This is a genomic window from Sphingobium sp. TomTYG75 (genome assembly GCF_054771635.1).
The window spans coordinates 20,395-35,284 of record NZ_BSRE01000002.1 but is presented as its reverse complement, the minus strand read 5'-3'; the positions used below and the strand labels follow the sequence as shown (position 1 = coordinate 35,284).

At 60.7% G+C, this 14,890-nt stretch carries 11 protein-coding genes, 1 tRNA gene and 4 pseudogenes; 8 read left to right on the top strand and 8 right to left on the bottom strand.

The window, feature by feature from the left end; all coding sequences use genetic code 11:
• Positions 1 to 2 precede the first annotated feature (2 nt).
• Genes ACYU81_RS13935 through ACYU81_RS13920 form a run of 4 tightly spaced genes read left to right on the top strand, consistent with a single transcriptional unit; the run spans position 3 to position 4,760 of the window.
• The gene (locus tag ACYU81_RS13935) at positions 3 to 1,145 is read left to right on the top strand and encodes a Gfo/Idh/MocA family protein (RefSeq protein ID WP_460988226.1); all 1,143 of its coding nucleotides are present in this window, start codon (positions 3 to 5) and stop codon (positions 1,143 to 1,145) included.
• Entirely contained in the window at positions 1,145 to 2,230 is a 1,086-nt protein-coding gene (locus ACYU81_RS13930) for a sugar phosphate isomerase/epimerase family protein (RefSeq protein WP_460988225.1), read from the top strand. The genes ACYU81_RS13935 and ACYU81_RS13930 overlap by 1 nt, the downstream gene beginning before the upstream one ends.
• A complete protein-coding gene (locus ACYU81_RS13925; protein WP_460988224.1) occupies positions 2,227 to 4,392 on the top strand; it encodes an outer membrane protein assembly factor BamB family protein in 2,166 nt (721 codons plus the stop codon). Before ACYU81_RS13930 ends, ACYU81_RS13925 begins: the two co-directional genes overlap by 4 nt.
• Before the next feature lie 11 nt (positions 4,393 to 4,403).
• Positions 4,404 to 4,760, top strand: a complete 357-nt coding sequence (locus tag ACYU81_RS13920) for a c-type cytochrome (RefSeq protein ID WP_460988223.1) — start codon at positions 4,404 to 4,406, stop codon at positions 4,758 to 4,760.
• A gap of 105 nt (positions 4,761 to 4,865) precedes the next feature.
• Here the strand turns inward: ACYU81_RS13920 and ACYU81_RS13915 are convergent, their stop codons facing one another.
• From ACYU81_RS13915 to ACYU81_RS13905, 3 genes and pseudogenes are all read right to left on the bottom strand, one after another.
• On the bottom strand, positions 4,866 to 5,453 hold the full coding sequence (locus ACYU81_RS13915; RefSeq protein ID WP_460988222.1) for a TetR/AcrR family transcriptional regulator: 588 nt from the start codon (positions 5,451 to 5,453) through the stop codon (positions 4,866 to 4,868).
• Between the two features lie 488 nt (positions 5,454 to 5,941).
• A pseudogene (locus ACYU81_RS13910) lies at positions 5,942 to 6,572 on the bottom strand (tyrosine-type recombinase/integrase).
• 100 nt (positions 6,573 to 6,672) lie between these two features.
• On the bottom strand, positions 6,673 to 7,059 hold the full coding sequence (locus ACYU81_RS13905; protein WP_460988221.1) for a hypothetical protein: 387 nt from the start codon (positions 7,057 to 7,059) through the stop codon (positions 6,673 to 6,675).
• Between the two features lie 78 nt (positions 7,060 to 7,137).
• Between ACYU81_RS13905 and ACYU81_RS13900 the strand changes: the two genes are divergently transcribed.
• Entirely contained in the window at positions 7,138 to 8,247 is a 1,110-nt protein-coding gene (locus ACYU81_RS13900; protein WP_460988220.1) for a radical SAM protein, read from the top strand.
• 408 nt (positions 8,248 to 8,655) lie between these two features.
• On the opposite strand, the pseudogene ACYU81_RS13895 reads toward ACYU81_RS13900, so the two are convergent.
• The 3 pseudogenes from ACYU81_RS13895 to ACYU81_RS13885 form a co-directional block, all read right to left on the bottom strand.
• A pseudogene (locus ACYU81_RS13895) lies at positions 8,656 to 9,117 on the bottom strand (integrase core domain-containing protein); the annotation flags it as partial.
• Between the two features lie 38 nt (positions 9,118 to 9,155).
• A pseudogene (locus ACYU81_RS13890) lies at positions 9,156 to 10,290 on the bottom strand (IS3 family transposase).
• Positions 10,291 to 10,354: 64 nt separating this feature from the next.
• Positions 10,355 to 11,259 (bottom strand): annotated as a pseudogene (locus tag ACYU81_RS13885) (transposase); the annotation flags it as partial.
• A gap of 326 nt (positions 11,260 to 11,585) precedes the next feature.
• Between ACYU81_RS13885 and ACYU81_RS13880 the strand changes: the two are divergent.
• Positions 11,586 to 12,029, top strand: a complete 444-nt coding sequence (locus ACYU81_RS13880) for a hypothetical protein (RefSeq protein ID WP_460988219.1) — start codon at positions 11,586 to 11,588, stop codon at positions 12,027 to 12,029.
• 52 nt (positions 12,030 to 12,081) lie between these two features.
• Here ACYU81_RS13880 and ACYU81_RS13875 read toward each other — a convergent pair whose 3' ends face one another.
• Entirely contained in the window at positions 12,082 to 12,435 is a 354-nt protein-coding gene (locus ACYU81_RS13875) for a hypothetical protein (protein ID WP_460988218.1), read from the bottom strand.
• 613 nt (positions 12,436 to 13,048) lie between these two features.
• Between ACYU81_RS13875 and ACYU81_RS13870 the strand changes: the two genes are divergently transcribed.
• Complete coding sequence (locus ACYU81_RS13870; protein WP_460988217.1) at positions 13,049 to 13,951, top strand: hypothetical protein; 903 nt, start codon at positions 13,049 to 13,051, stop codon at positions 13,949 to 13,951.
• A 204-nt stretch (positions 13,952 to 14,155) separates the two neighbouring features.
• On the opposite strand, the gene ACYU81_RS13865 is transcribed toward ACYU81_RS13870, so the two are convergent.
• Positions 14,156 to 14,230, bottom strand: a tRNA-Gln gene (locus ACYU81_RS13865).
• Positions 14,231 to 14,351: 121 nt separating this feature from the next.
• Here ACYU81_RS13865 and ACYU81_RS13860 point away from each other — a divergent pair.
• Positions 14,352 to 14,873 (top strand): MarR family winged helix-turn-helix transcriptional regulator, encoded by a 522-nt coding sequence (locus ACYU81_RS13860; RefSeq protein ID WP_449469244.1) that lies wholly within the window; start codon positions 14,352 to 14,354, stop codon positions 14,871 to 14,873.
• Positions 14,874 to 14,890 lie beyond the last annotated feature (17 nt).

Genomic DNA, 14,890 nt, shown 5'->3' with positions numbered 1-14,890 from the left:
TCATGACCGGTGCAACCCGCCCGATCCGCCTCGCCATGGTCGGAGGTGGCCCCGATGCCTTCATCGGCCCGATTCACAAGATGGCTGCCGAACTGGATGGCCGCTTCCGCCTTGTCGCGGGCGCGTTTAGCCGTGACGCAGAAAAATCGCGGAGCGCTGCGCGAGGCTGGGCGCTGGACGAGGCGCGGGGATATCCCGACTTTCAGACCATGATCGCTCAGGAGGCAGGCCGCGAGGACGGGGTGGAGGCTGTGGCGATCGTCACCCCTAATCACCTTCATCTGCCCGTCGCGCGGGCGGCTCTGGCGGCGGGACTGCATGTCATCAGCGACAAGCCCGCCACGGCGACCCTGGCTGAGGCGCTGGAGTTGCGGGACATCGTCGGGTCGGCGCGCGCGCATTATGCGCTGACATACACCTATACCGGCTATGCCATGATCCGTCAGGCGCGGGAGATGGTGGAGCGGGGCGACATCGGCCGGGTGCGCAAGGTGGTCGTGGAATATAGCCAAGGCTGGCTCGCCACGGGCGACGACGCGAGCAACAAGCAGGCCGCGTGGCGCGTCGACCCCCATCTCGCAGGTGCGGGTGGATGCAGTGGCGACATCGGCGTCCATGCCTTTGATCTGGTGGAGTTCGTCACCGGGATGCGGGTCGAGAGCCTGTGCGTCAGCCTGTCGGCTCTGGTGGAGGGGCGGGTGCTGGACGATGACTGCAACGCTCTGATGAAGCTGGAGGGCGGCGCGCCAGGCGTGCTGGTGACGTCACAGGTCGCGACCGGTGACCGCAACGGGCTGCGCCTGCGCGTCTATGGCGAAAAGGCGGGGCTGGACTGGAGCCATGAACAGCCCGATCGGTTGATCGTCAACCCGGCGGACGGCCCCACGCAGATTTTGCACAGCGGCGCGCCCTATCTTGGCGGGTCTAGCCTGGCGGCGTCCCGCCTGCCGACTGGCCATCCTGAAGGCTTTATCGAGGCGTTCGCTACACTCTATCGCGATTTCGCCGACCTCATCCAAGGCCGTCCCCTCAGCGCGCCGTTGCCGGACATCGACAATGGCGTACGGAGCCTCGCCTTCGTAACAGCGGCGGTGCGTTCAAGCAGCAGCGGTTCGACTTGGGTTTCCATCGGAGACATGGCGTAATGAAGACCATCAAGGGACCGGGCATCTTCCTGGCGCAGTTCGTAGGTGACAAGCCGCCGTTCGATACGCTCGAAAATCTCGCCGATTGGGCCGCCGATCTTGGCTATGCGGGTCTGCAAATTCCCACCGGCGTGGGCGGGCTGTTCGACGTCGCATTGGGTGCCGAAAGCCAGACCTATTGCGACGATGTGAAGGGCATGCTGGCGGATCGCGGGCTGACGATCACCGAACTTTCCACCCATCTGCAAGGTCAGTTGGTGGCTGTTCATCCGGCCTATGACGCGCTGTTCGACGGGTTCGCGCCGCCGGAAGTGAGGGGCAATCCGGCCGCACGGCAAGAATGGGCTATGTCGCAGATGCGCGCCGCTGCTGTCGCCAGCCGGCGGCTGGGCCTTGACGCGCACGCTAGTTTCTCAGGCGCGCTGGCCTGGCCCTATGTCTATCCTTGGCCTCAACGCCCCGCTGGACTGATCGAGGAGGCGTTCGCGGAACTGGCGAAGCGCTGGCATCCGATCCTTGACGCGTTCGAGGATGCCGGGGTCGATCTCTGCTACGAAATCCACCCGGGGGAGGATTTGCATGACGGCGCGACGTTCGAGCGGTTCCTGGACGCGGTAGGCGGTCATCGCCGCGCCAATATCCTTTACGATCCCAGCCATTTCGTCCTGCAACAACTGGACTATCTGGCGTTCATCGACCTTTACCATGAGCACATCCGCGCATTCCATGTGAAGGACGCCGAGTTTCGTGCCGATGGCCGGTCGGGCGTCTATGGCGGCTATCAAGGCTGGGTTGATCGGCCCGGGCGTTTCCGCTCACCCGGCCATGGGCAGGTCGATTTCGGCGCCATCTTCTCCAAGATGGCAGCGAATGATTATCCCGGCTGGGCGGTGTTGGAATGGGAATGCGCGCTCCTTCACCCGGAGGAAGGGGCAAGGCAGGGCGCGCCGTTCATTCGCGACCATATCATCCGCGTGACCGATCGTGCGTTCGACGACTTTGCCGCAAGCGGCGTTGACGCGGACCGCAATCGACAATTGCTCGGCCTGGCACGCGCCTCCGCGGAGAATGGGGGGAGGGCGTGACCCTTTTCGCTACTGCAAAGCGCCTGTCGCCAAAAATGGCGATCCTTGGCGCCCTTGGTCTCGCCGCCTGCACCACCGGAGGCGTCGCCACCCTCACAGGTTCCACGCAAGGGTCCGGGGTATCGCTGGGGCAGGATCAAGCGGGCGACCACTTTTATGCGCTCGATCAGATTAAACCCGCCAACGTCGCCCAGCTGCAAGTGGCATGGACCTATGAAACCGGCGCGGGTGGATTGCAGACCACCCCGCTGTTTCGCGACGGCCGCCTCTATATCGTCACGCCAACCCAGCAGGTTGCCGCGCTGGACCCGGAAACCGGCGACGAAATCTGGAAGTCCAGCGCGGCGGTGAGGGGCCAGCAGCCGGTCCGCGGCCTTTCCTATTGGCAGGACGGCGCGGAACGCCGGCTTTTTTCTTCCCTCGGCAGCACGCTGATCGCGCTCGACCCGGATAGTGGCAAGCCGATTGCGGGTTTCGGCAAGGATGGCGCCATCGACCTGCGCGAGAATCTGGGGCGCGATCCTGCGACGATGGCGACTTTCCTGACGTCGCCTGGGATGGTGTTCGGCGACCTCATCATCGTCGGTTTCCGCACATCGGAAACGCGCCCTGCCGCGCCGGGGACCATACGCGCCTATGACGTGCGGACCGGGCAGCTGCGCTGGTCCTTCAATACCATTCCCCACCCCGGGGAGGTGGGGCATGACAGCTGGCCCGAGGACGCGTGGAAAGATGCAGGCGGCGCCAATGCGTGGGCCGGGATGGCGCTCGATGAAAAGCGCGGGATCGTCTATGTGCCGACTGGATCGGCGGTGGACGACTTTTACGGCGCGGACCGAAAGGGCGACAATCTCTTCGCCAACTCGCTGCTGGCGCTCGACGCGCGCACCGGCAAGCGGCTTTGGCACTTCCAGGCCGTTCATCACGATTTGTGGGACCGCGACCTGTCCAGCCCGCCTGCACTGGTCACCGTTACGCGCAACGGACGGCGCATCGACGCCGTTGTGCAGCCGTCCAAGCAGGGCTTTCTGTATATCCTCGACCGCGTCACCGGAAAGCCGGTCTTTCCGATTGAAGAGCGCCCCGTTCCGGCCAGCGACATGCCGGGCGAGTTCGCCTCTCCCACCCAGCCGTTCGTCACCACGCCTGCCCCGTTCGCGCGGCAGCGCCTGACAGCCGATATGCTGACCAAACGTACGCCGGAGGCGCACGAGGCAGCTGTGAAAGCCTTTGCGAAGATGCGGAGCGAGGGACCGTTCATCCCGTTCACGACGAAGGCGCCGACCGTGATGTTCCCCGGTTTTGACGGAGGGGCCGAATGGGGTGGTCCCGCGATCGATCGTAAGCGGGGTATACTGTTCATCAACAGCAATGATGTCGCCTGGACTGGCCAGCTTGCGGCCCGAAAGGCGACGCCTGCCGTCGCCACGGCCACACCAGCGGGCGGAGCCGGACTCTATCAGGAGCAGTGCGCGGCTTGCCATGGTCAGGATCTCAAGGGTTCGCCGCCCGCTTTCCCCGGCCTCGTTGATGTGGGCAAGCAGCTTTCGGCGGCCAAAATCAACGAGATCATCCAGCAGGGGCGGGGACGTATGCCCGGTTTCCCGCAGATATCCGCTGCCGATCGCAGCGCGATCACTTCCTATTTGCTCGGTGAACAGGAACAGGCCGGCGCCTCGGACAAGCAAGAGGTTGCCGCTCCCGCCGATGCGAAGCCCGCGCGTTCGCCCTATTATCTCACCGGTTACCGCAAGTTCGTGGACATTGACGGCTACCCCGCCGTCGCCCCGCCTTGGGGTACGCTGAACGCCATTGATCTCAACAGCGGCAAATATCTCTGGAAGATACCGTTTGGCGAATATCCCGAACTCGTCGCCAAAGGCGAGCCGCCGACCGGAAGCGAAAATTATGGCGGCCCACTCATTACCAGTTCCGGCGTCTTGTTCATCGGGGCGACGATCTATGATCGCAAATTCCACGCCTTCGATAGCCGCACCGGACGCCTGCTCTGGCAGACCGTGCTGCCTTACGCCGGTGTGGCCACGCCTACGACATTCATGTCCGGCGGTCGCCAGTTCATCGTGATCGCCACTAGTAACCAGCGCAATCCGAAGGCGCGGCAAGGCTCCGCCTATGTCGCCTTTGCGTTGCCCACGAAATGAGAGAGGGCCGCATGTCACCTTACACCCTGTTGGTCAGCCTGTCCCTGGTTGCTGGAGCCTCGCCCGCGCTTGCGGCCGATGGCGCCAAGCTGTTTCAGTCCCAGTGCGCGATGTGCCACAAGCCTGCGGTCAGCACACCGCTGGCACCCGCGCTGAAAGACGTGGTAGGACGCAAGATTGCGAGCCGGCCCGATTTTACGTATTCCAGTGCTCTAAAGGCGAAGCAAGGGGACAAGTGGACGGCGCAGAACCTGGACGCCTTCCTTGCGGCTCCCGTCAAATTTGCGCCGGGCACACGTATGCCGATGAATGTGGCCAACGCGGCGAATAGGGCTGCATTGATCGCTTATCTCAGAACGATAAAATAAGCGTCGGACCGCATTGCACTGAGAAAGATTATCGCTTCGAATGAATTGTGGTTGCCAGCCGTCCGACGAGCGTGTTGACGTCGGACAATGGGTGGGACGGGTCGCTCATCGCCGTCCGTCCGCATTTCCAAGGAGCAGATCGATCTCGGTTGCCAGCGCTGCCGCCATATCGATCGACCGATCAACCAGCCAGCGCACCTGCAAGCCATCTGACTGCGCGATCAGCATCATTGCGGCATGATCGGCGTGGAGCGTCGGCGTGACGGTGCCCGCTGCCTGCCGCTTGCGGATTTCATCTGCGATGTATCCCTGCAGCGCGGTGAAACGAGCGCCGAAGAAGTCGTGCGCCGGATGTGACGGATCGGCAGCTTCGGCCGCGAAGGCGGTGTAGAGTTGGACCAGGCCTGGCGTTGCCGTGTTGCGTCGGGCCGTTTCCACCAGCGAGGCGAAGATATCCTTGTCAGCTGTCAGGCTGGCGACATTGCCCTCGTCCCACATGCGCAGCACTTCCTGCAGCAGAACTTCGCGCGACGAGAAATAGTAGATGATGTGCGCGCCATCGATCCCGATACTGCGTCCGATCTGGCTTAGCGACGCCCCACGATAGCCATCACGGCTGATGACCTCGACGGCGGCACGCAGGATTTCGTCCCGCCGTTCCTGTCCTTTCGCGTATGGTCCGCGCCTTTTCATTCTGTGCTCGTAACAGCAGCGTCACTGAAAACACAAGGTCACGATATGACGATCAAGGCTGATCCGACCGAGTTTGCAGGCAAGCGCGTGGCCATCAGCGGTGGCGCCAAGGTTCTGGGCCGATCGGCGGGGTCAAGTTCGTCCAGGCCAACCTCATTACTGCAGAAGCAGCAAAGCGCTGGCGGACGCTGCGCTTGGCGGGAGCGTCTGCTCTCGCCGTAAGCCGTCATTCAATCTAGGAACCTGGAACGGCGGCAATGTCCCACGAGCTTTCGGCAAGAAGCGACCAAGTCGGGCCGTTCCCCCACCAAAGCCAGAACGGCTGCTTTTGCCGAAACCCGCCATCCCCGGTTCATTGAGCAGACCGGCAGCTACGCGCCAAAGTCGGTCGCTTAGGCGGGGCCAGCTGCATCCTGAAACCGGTCATTCCCATAGGGTGTAACAATTGGGACTCGGCTCGCGCGACCGGACGGGCCGAGCTCCTACAATTAAATTTCGATGCCTTCTGCCAACGTAAGGGCATCCTCTACATCGACGCCGAGATATCGAACCGTGTTCTCGATCTTGGTATGCCCGAGCAAGATTTGGACTGCGCGAAGATTGCCCGTCGCCTTATAAATGATGGACGTCTTTGTTCTACGCAGAGAGTGCGTGCCATACTCCTCTGCCCGCAGACCGACCCTGGTGACCCACTCATCCACCAACCGGGCATATTGCCGGGTGCTGAGGTGGTTCGCGTGATCTGTTCGGCTTGGGAAGCAAAATCATCGACCGATCCTCCTCGGCGTTCGAGCCATGCCAAAAGGCTGGCCCGGGTCGTGTCCGTCAACTCAAACTGCACCGGGCGACCCGTCTTTTGCTGAATAACGATTGCGCGCGAGCGCACCGCGCCACCGCTCACAGGTCTCCAATCCTGATCTTGACAATGTCGCAGCCGCGCAGCTTGCTGTCGATCGCAAGATCGAAAAGGGCGCGATCGCGGAGCCGCCTCTCTCTATCGAGCCAGAAGCGAATCTCCCAAATCTGCTTTGGCTTCAAGGCGCGCTTCGAACCAACCTTCCTGCCGGCGTTCCAGGCGGGGCGTTCTCCAAAAGCGGGGTCATATACTGAATGTCCCATGACACATCTCCATCGGCCAATGTGGCCGCAGGAGAAACGGTGGCTACGATTCCTATATGCACGTTGGAACGATCGCATAGGCCTGAATCCGGTTGGCAACTCAAATCAGATGGAGGCCCGCCTCGCACGATATCAGCAGGCCAGCCGCGCCGAGGGCAATCGCCACCAGCCGACGAGCGCCGAAGCTGCCTGCGCTGGAAAATATGAGCATGCTGTCTTCTTCCTGCTCGATTGTCCGGAGTGCGGCGGCATAGCTCTCCTCTTGATGATGGAGACGGTGCGCAATAAAGCTGGTGCCCACCAACACAATGCCCGCTATGAATCGCACGGCGATCCACCATGAAGGCCGACTGATCGCAATCGCCGTTGCGGCGCCGGCCACGATCGCGAGGTTGGTCGCGATCACTAGGAAATAGAGCCTGCCGAAATGGAGGCGATGATCTGCCAGCACCCGATATTGGACCAATCTGGCCCCCAGTTTATCCATCGTTTCTCCTTCGGATGTTCATCATCCCTTGACCACCCCATGACAGACGAAGATTAATAGAGGCCGAGAGTCGCTAATTTGTATATCCTTCTGGTGAACGTCCCCCATCCGGCAATCGGAAGCCGCATCCCCAAGGAGCAACTGCCTCCCTTCGGCTTGCTCTGTGTGGGTGGCCCCCTCATCGATGATGGCCACCGCGTGGAACTGATCGACGCTGAGTTTGGTCCGATGCCGCTGGACGATCTCATTGCGGAGGTCGTTCGGCGTTCGCCGGACGCGGTCCTGTTCGGTCATTCCGGTTCATCATCGGGACACCCGATCATTTCAAGGGTGTCGGCCGCCGTTTCGTTGGCACTGCCCAAGGCCGCCATAATTTATGGCGGCGTTCACCCGACCTATTTCTGGCGCGAAATTCTCGCGCAGGAACCGCATGTCCACGCGATTGTGCGGGGAGAAGGCGAAGAAACGGGCCGCCGCCTGATGCAGGCAATTTCGCGAAACGAACCTCTGAAGGAGGTTCCCGGTATCGCCTATCGCCAGGATGGGGTGCCTGTCGCTACCGAGGCAGCGCCCGTGATCACCGATCTGGACGCCTATCGCGTAGGTTGGGAACTCATCGATCATGCGCGCTACAGCTATTGGGGTGGCAAGCGCGCGGTCGTGGTCCAGTTTTCCCGAGGATGCCCTCATCTGTGCAACTATTGCGGTCAACGTGGCTTCTGGACGCGCTGGCGCCACCGCGATCCGGTTCTGCTCGCTCGAGAAATTGCACGGCTCCATCGTGATCATGACGTGGAGGTGTTCAATTTCGCGGACGAGAATCCCAGCGCTGGCAGGAAGCCATGGAAGGCCTTTCTGGAAGCACTGATCGCCGAGGACATATCGGTGACGCTGGTTGGATCAACCCGGGCTGACGACATCGTCCGCGATGCGGACATTCTTCACCTTTACAAGAAGGCCGGGTTCGAGCGGTTCCTGATGGGAATGGAGAATACGGACGAGGCGACGTTGAAGCTGATCAGAAAGGGGGGCGCGACGGCCAGCGACCGCGAAGCGATCCGACTGCTCCGCCGCCACGGCATTCTTTCGATGGTTACCTGGGTGGCAGGATTTGACGACCAGGCGGACGTAGACATATTGCCCTTCCTGTTACGGGGTCCTCATATAGCTCCCGAAAGACCTTTATAACGAGCTGTAATTTTTTGCAATGTCAGGGGGTTTGCTTGGACCGAGTTCAATGTCATGACCGCTGGACGACAGTGAGTTCTACAGCTGTGGAGCTCGGTTTCGCAATCAGCGACCTCAACTGATCACCGCCGCCCCGCCCCCTAATGAGCGGGGTTATCGTTTTAAAGCATGGGCCGTCAGTATCAGCCGTACGCTGGATCGGGGGTAGGTTCCAGAACGGGTCGGCTATGCTGTGGCCTGGCGCGCTTCCGAAGTGGCGAGTCTCCGCCGTGATACGGGCAAGACCCCAGCGTGGACATCTTCGGTGCAGAAGCTATCTGACTATAGGCTTCATTGTCCGTCGTCAGAACATTTGGCGCAGCTCGCGGCGTAGATTAGCGGAGTGCGGGCTTCGTCTGGGGTTGGATGTTACGCGGCGAGCTTGCGGTGCTGCAAGCGCCGATGTTCGATGGTCTGCTGCTTGATCCTGTCACGCTGTTTGATGATGGCCGGCGCTCTGCCGAAGTAGGCATCGGCGGGTGTCACGTTGGCCAGGCTTTCGTGGTAGCGCTGGTGGTTGTAGTGCTCGACGAAGGCTTCGATCTGGGCCTCGAGGTCGCCGGGCAGGAAGTAGTTTTCCAGCAGGATGCGGTTCTTCGGGGTCTGGTGCCAGCGCTCGATCTTGCCCTGGGTCTGCGGATGCATCGGGGCGCCGCGCACATGGCTCATCTTGTTGGCCTCGATGTATTCGGCCAGTTCACTTGCGATGTAGTTCGGCCCGTTGTCGCTGAGCAGCCGCGGCTTGTGCAGCACCGTGGCGCTGTCGCAGCCGGAAGCCGCCAGGGCGAGGTCCAGCGTGTCGGTGACGTCCTCGGCGCGCATGTTGGTGCACTGGACATGTAACGGTTTTGTGCCGGTCACTTATCTCATTATGCCACCTTGGCTTCGAAGGCGAGCGGGCTAATGCCGCCCAGATATGAATGGCGACGACGGGCGTTGTAGAAGCCGTTGATGTATTGGAAGATGGCAGCTTCTGCCTGCCGTCGCGTTGGCCAGCGCTGCCGCCAGATGAGTTCCGCCTTCAGGGATTTGAAGAACGTCTCGACGGAGGCATTGTCGTAACAATTACCCTTGCCGCTCATTGATGGACGCAGGCCATAGGCCTGCAGCTTTTTCTGATAATCGTAAGAACAATATTGGCTGCCGCGATCCGAATGGAAAAGGCAGCCCTCTGGTGGCTGGCGCAGGCGTACCGCCATATCCAGTGCCCTGATCGCCAAATCCTTCTTCATCCTGTCGCTGACAGCCCAGCCCACGACGCGGCGGCTATGCAGATCGAGGATGACAGCGAGGTAGAGCCATCCCTCCGACGTCCAGATATAGGTGATGTCGCCGGCCCATTTACGGTTGGGCGCATCGGCGGCGAAATCGCCGTCCAGCCAGTTTGCCGCGACACCCAGGCGATGGTGGCTGTCTGTCGTAACCTTGTGTTTGCGCGTGCGGACCGGCCTGATCCCGTTGATGTTGGCTACGCCGCCCTTCGGGTCATAAGGCGCTCACCCACATCGAGCCCCACCTCTTTTAACTCCATCGTCATGCGAGGACGGCCGTAGCTGCCAAGGCTCAGCCTGTATTGTTCGCGGATATGAGCCAACACCTTCATGTCCGTCCGGCCCCGGCAACTGATCGGGCGCGAGCGCCAGGAACGATAGCCGCGTTCACTGACAAGCATGACACGGCAGAGCAGTGCAACGGGCCAGCGATGCCGCCAGCTATGCACGAAAGCGAACTTCACGGCCTTTGGCTCGCGAAGAACTGCGTGGCCTTTTTTAGGATTTCCCTCTCCTCCCGCAGCACGCGGTTCTCAAGGCGAAGCCGTTCATTCTCGCGCGCCAGATCTGCTTGCGGCGCTGAAACCAGATCACTGGGCCGATACTGCGACACCCACTTGTTCAGCGTCGATTTGCCAACCCCCAAATCCAACGCGACCCGCTCCCGCGGCAACCCACTGGTCAGCGCAATCCGCACCGCCTCCTGCTTGAACTCCTCGCTATGTTTGATCATCTCGTCGGTCTCCTTGAACAAGCTTTAAACTCTCAAGTGACCGGCACAAAACCGTTACATGTCCACACAGCTTCCAGGCGATGATGTAGCGCGAGAAGTCGTCGAGCACGGTCGACAGATACATCCAGCCCCAGCCGATGATCTTGAAGTAGGTGAAGTCGGTCTGCCACATCTCGTTCGGCCGGGTGGTCTTGGCGTGGAACTGGTCGGCGGCCTTGATCACGACGAAGACCGGGCTTGTGATCAGATCATGGGCTTTGAGCAGCCGGTAAACCGTGGCTTCCGACACGAAGTAGCGCTTTTCATCGGTGAAGCGCACGGCCAGTTCGCGGGGAGATAGCTCGGACTGTTCCAGCGCCATCTCGACGATCTGGTCCTGCACCTCAGGAGCGATGCGGTTCCACACCCGGCTCGGGGCCGATGGCCGATCTTCCAGTGCTTCCGACCCGCCCTCGAGGTAGCGGTCGTACCAGCGGTAGAACGTCCGGCGGGAGATGCCGAATTGGTCCAGCGTCCGTTTGGCGGGCAGGTACGACTGCTCGACGATACGGATGATCTCGAGCTTTTCGGATGCGGGATACCTCATTCGTCCTCGCCCCCATCCGCAATCATGCTTTTTTTTCAGCAGGCGGTTTTCCAGGGTCAGATCGACCACCATTCTTTCAATGCGCGGGCTTCGCGGCGTAAATCCTGCACCTCACCGGTGGTCGCGGCACGAGCGGTGTCGCCGGCCAGGCGACGCTTGCCCGCTTCCATGAACTCCTTCGGCCAGGTGTAATACAGGCTCTGGGCGATGCCTTCCTTACGGCACAGTTCGGCAATGCTGTCGTCACCGCGCAGACCTTCGAGCACGATGCGGATCTTGTCCTCGGCCGAGAAGTGGCGCCGGGTCTGACGCCGGATGTCCTTCACCACCTGCTCCGCAGGGGCCTTCGCCGACGATTTTGAATAGGAGGATTTGGGCTTCATCTTGGTTCCTTCGTCACTACGACGAAGCCCAAACCCTCCTTAATTTACAACCTCAAATCTGCGCCAAATGTTCTGACGACGGACAAGTAGATGTGATCGCACAGACTAAAGAGGAAGTAATCCGGCACCTCGACAGGAAGAACGATGTCATCGTCGTGAAAATCGAGACGATGCCCCTGAATGATAGTATGCGTCACGCCGTCTAGGCGCTCCCGGTACGTCGGGATGGAGAAGATGCGACTAATCTCGTCGTCACGAAGCGCTGCGTTGTGGCCAGCGTCGTTGTAGTAGCTCGCCGGACATACCACCGACGCCGCGCGAACTTTTTGACCAACTTTGACACCATTCTCACGCTCATCACCCTGGCGGCGGGTGCGTCAGCCTTCGGTGCATTGGTGGCGGACAGTCCTAGTTGGATTTCAAAAATAGAAGCGGCGCTGGTGGCTTTCATCTCACTCGCGCAGGTCGTGCTGAAGCTGGCTCCGCAGGGCGCTGCCCACGCGCAATGGTTGAAGCGGTGGCAATCCCTCCAGTCCGAGATCGTATTGACCAGCCTTCCCACACTTGAGCAAGTCGAACGATGGACGCGCGAGAAGGACGCCATTGAGACCGAATGTGTGGGGGAGTTACGCGCGCTCACGTTCGATTGCGAAGATGCAACGGCTAGAGCAATGGGGATCGCTGGCCGTCAGCACAAAATCCACTGGGCGCAGCGGATACTCATCCATTTCGGCACTTTTCAGCAGAGCTTCCCCCTCGTTGCTGACTGACAGTTCATAAGAGGGCCGGTCCACGGGCGACCCTCACACCCGTAGAGTTAGCCTATCGGGTCGCACGGGCCAATCGGGTCCTACGCTCTACGGCGTCTCGCTCCCGCGCCGCCTCTGCCTCTGGCATATCATAAGCCGCGTTCGGCCATTCGGCCGCCCACAGCCAGAACCGCTTGCCGAACGCGATCCCAAATCTTGCCCAATGATGATAAGCTGGGTTGGCTTGCCGCTCCCGATGATAGGCCAGCCATCGACCGTCAACCTCCAGCCAATCGCCATGAGCAAGGTAGTTCGCTTGCTCCGCCTCGTCGCGGTCAAGCGATGCCCATCTGAGCTTTCGGCCGCGCCAACCAATCTCGGCCTGGGTTCCGTCGACGTCGCCGCGTGTGATGTACCATGTAAGCATGCTTGCCCCCTCTGTTGTTGAGGGGACTCCATCTAGATCGCCGTAAGTCACTGGTCATCAATAATAAAAGTTCGCTTAGCCTGACTATCTGACTACCGGGAAGGTCGTCACGTATTTCTGCGAGTTTTCCCTCTTTCCCCGCGTCCAGCTGAGTCGAAATTGCGGTGAACCGATGAGTGAAAGCGCGTTGGCGGCCTTGAGGGCCTCACACCCCTTAACCCGCCCTCATTCTGTCTTACGGCTGAGTTTGGCGGGTTTTTCTTACCACCGTCAGCATAGGAGGGCCGATGCCCCGCAAGAAGATACCCGTCGCGGTCCCGCAGGGGGGCTAAATGGTGCCATGGGTGCCAGCAGGCGAAGCCTGTGCAGTCCTTCTGGATCGACCGCAGCAAGAGAGACGGGCGGCACTATTGCTGCATTAGGTGCGGGGATCGCAAGGCGCTGGATCGCGCCGAGCGGGGACGGATAATGGATGAAGTTTTCCTGAGGGTTGGGCTTAGGTGGCTGCGGGGGAGCGTTCGGGATGGTTCAGACCATTCTCGGGCGTTCCCCTACTTTTTCCGTGTTCACCTAGAGTGAGTTAGGGCATCAGGGTGCGCAGGGGGATTGATTGATGGCGAAGTCACACATGCGGGTCATCTATGATGGGCCATCTGTCGAGGATGGCGAGATGGACGTCTCCCAATTGGCATCGTCGCTGCTGGCCCTTGGCAAGTTGATCGAAGCCTCGGACGCGATCATCACTGGCGAGCCGGGGCGGATCAAGGTGCGCGTCCAGTCAGACGTGCGACGCGGCAGCTTCGACGTTGGGATCGTCATTGACTTCAGCAGTGCATGGGACGCAGCCAAGGCGTGGGTCATGACGCCAGAGGGAGCGACTACCAGCTTCATCCTTTCCACCCTTGGTTTCAATCTCAGGGACGGAGTGAAAGGCCTAATCCAGACCGTTCGCTGGCTGAAGGGTCGCAAGGTCGCTGGCAAGATCGTCCTAGAGGACGGCAACACGCGGCTGGAAACCGCTGATGGCGACGCGCTAATCGTTCCTCCTGCTGTGGGGCGCATTGCTGACGAACCACAGGTGCGGCAGCCTCTTGAGCGGTTCACTGAACCCCTACGCGACGACGGCATCGATGTTATCCGCTTCGAGGAACAGCCAGGAAAGACGACCGAGCAGATCAAGGCTACCGAAGCGGCGGCGTTCAAGGCAACTGGTAGTTCCGATCCGACGTCCACAAGCCGGTTCGAGGCGACCTACCAGATCAAGCGGCTCTACTTCGAGCAAGGGAAGAAATGGCGGCTGTCGAGCGGCGCGCAAGCGATAATGGCGGAGATTGAGGATCGGGCATTTTGGGAGCGGATTGCCAACTCGGAAGAGGTCTTCTCCGCTAACGACTTTCTAGTTTGCAGGGTGCGCATGGATCAGTGGCTCGGCACCAGCGGCCTCAAGACTGAGCATGCGGTAGAGGAGGTCTTGGCGCATATCCCTGCACCTAAGCAACCGCGTCTGCTTGATTAATCTCGGTGCTATACTCCACGGCGTGGACTGGCCGCCGTTCTGCTGGCGATGTTCCGAGTCAGTCACAGGTTTGGTCGCCTCCAGCCGTTCGAACGAAGGGCCGGTAAAAACGGAAGATTGTCACTCGATCCTGTCACACGAAACTGTCACACGGAGCAGCGAAAAATCGCTCTAACATACTGAAAAGTAACGTGAATCTCAAACTGGCTGGGGCGGCAGGATTCGAACCTGCGCATGGCGGCATCAAAAGCCGCTGCCTTACCGCTTGGCGACGCCCCAGCATGTGTGCGGCGATGCCGCGCGGGACGGCATATAGCGTCTGTTGCGCGAAAGGAAAGCCTAGTCATGTCACTATGGCTTCGCCAATATGCGGGCTTCGAAATCTTCCTGGACGCCTCGCATGAATGCAAACAGTTCGCCTGCCAACGCACCGGTTTCGCAGATCACGCCTGCGTCGCCTCTCTTCCTGCGGGAGGATGAGATTCGGCGGGGGATCGAGATGCTGTATTTCGGCTATTCCGCACTTACCCGGTCGATCGATGACGGGCTTGCGGCACAGGGGCTAGGGCGTGCGCATCATCGCGCGCTGTATTTTATTTCGCGTCAGCCGGACCTGACGGTGAAGGAGTTGCTGCGCCTGCTGTCCATCACCAAGCAGTCGCTGGGCCGGGTGCTCAATGACCTTATAGAGCGTGGCTATATTGAAACGCGGCAGGGGGCGAGCGACCGGCGGCAGAAGCTGTTGCGGCTCAGCGCGTCGGGCAAGATGCTGGAGGCCGAGTTGTTCCGCGCGCTGCGTGAAAAGATGGCGGCGGCTTATGCGCAGGCGGGGCAGGGGTCGGTGACGGGCTTCTGGCGGGTGCTGGAGGGGCTGATCCCCGACGCGGATCGATCCATGGTTTCCGGCCTGCGCAGCCGCTGATCCAAAGGCAACCATAA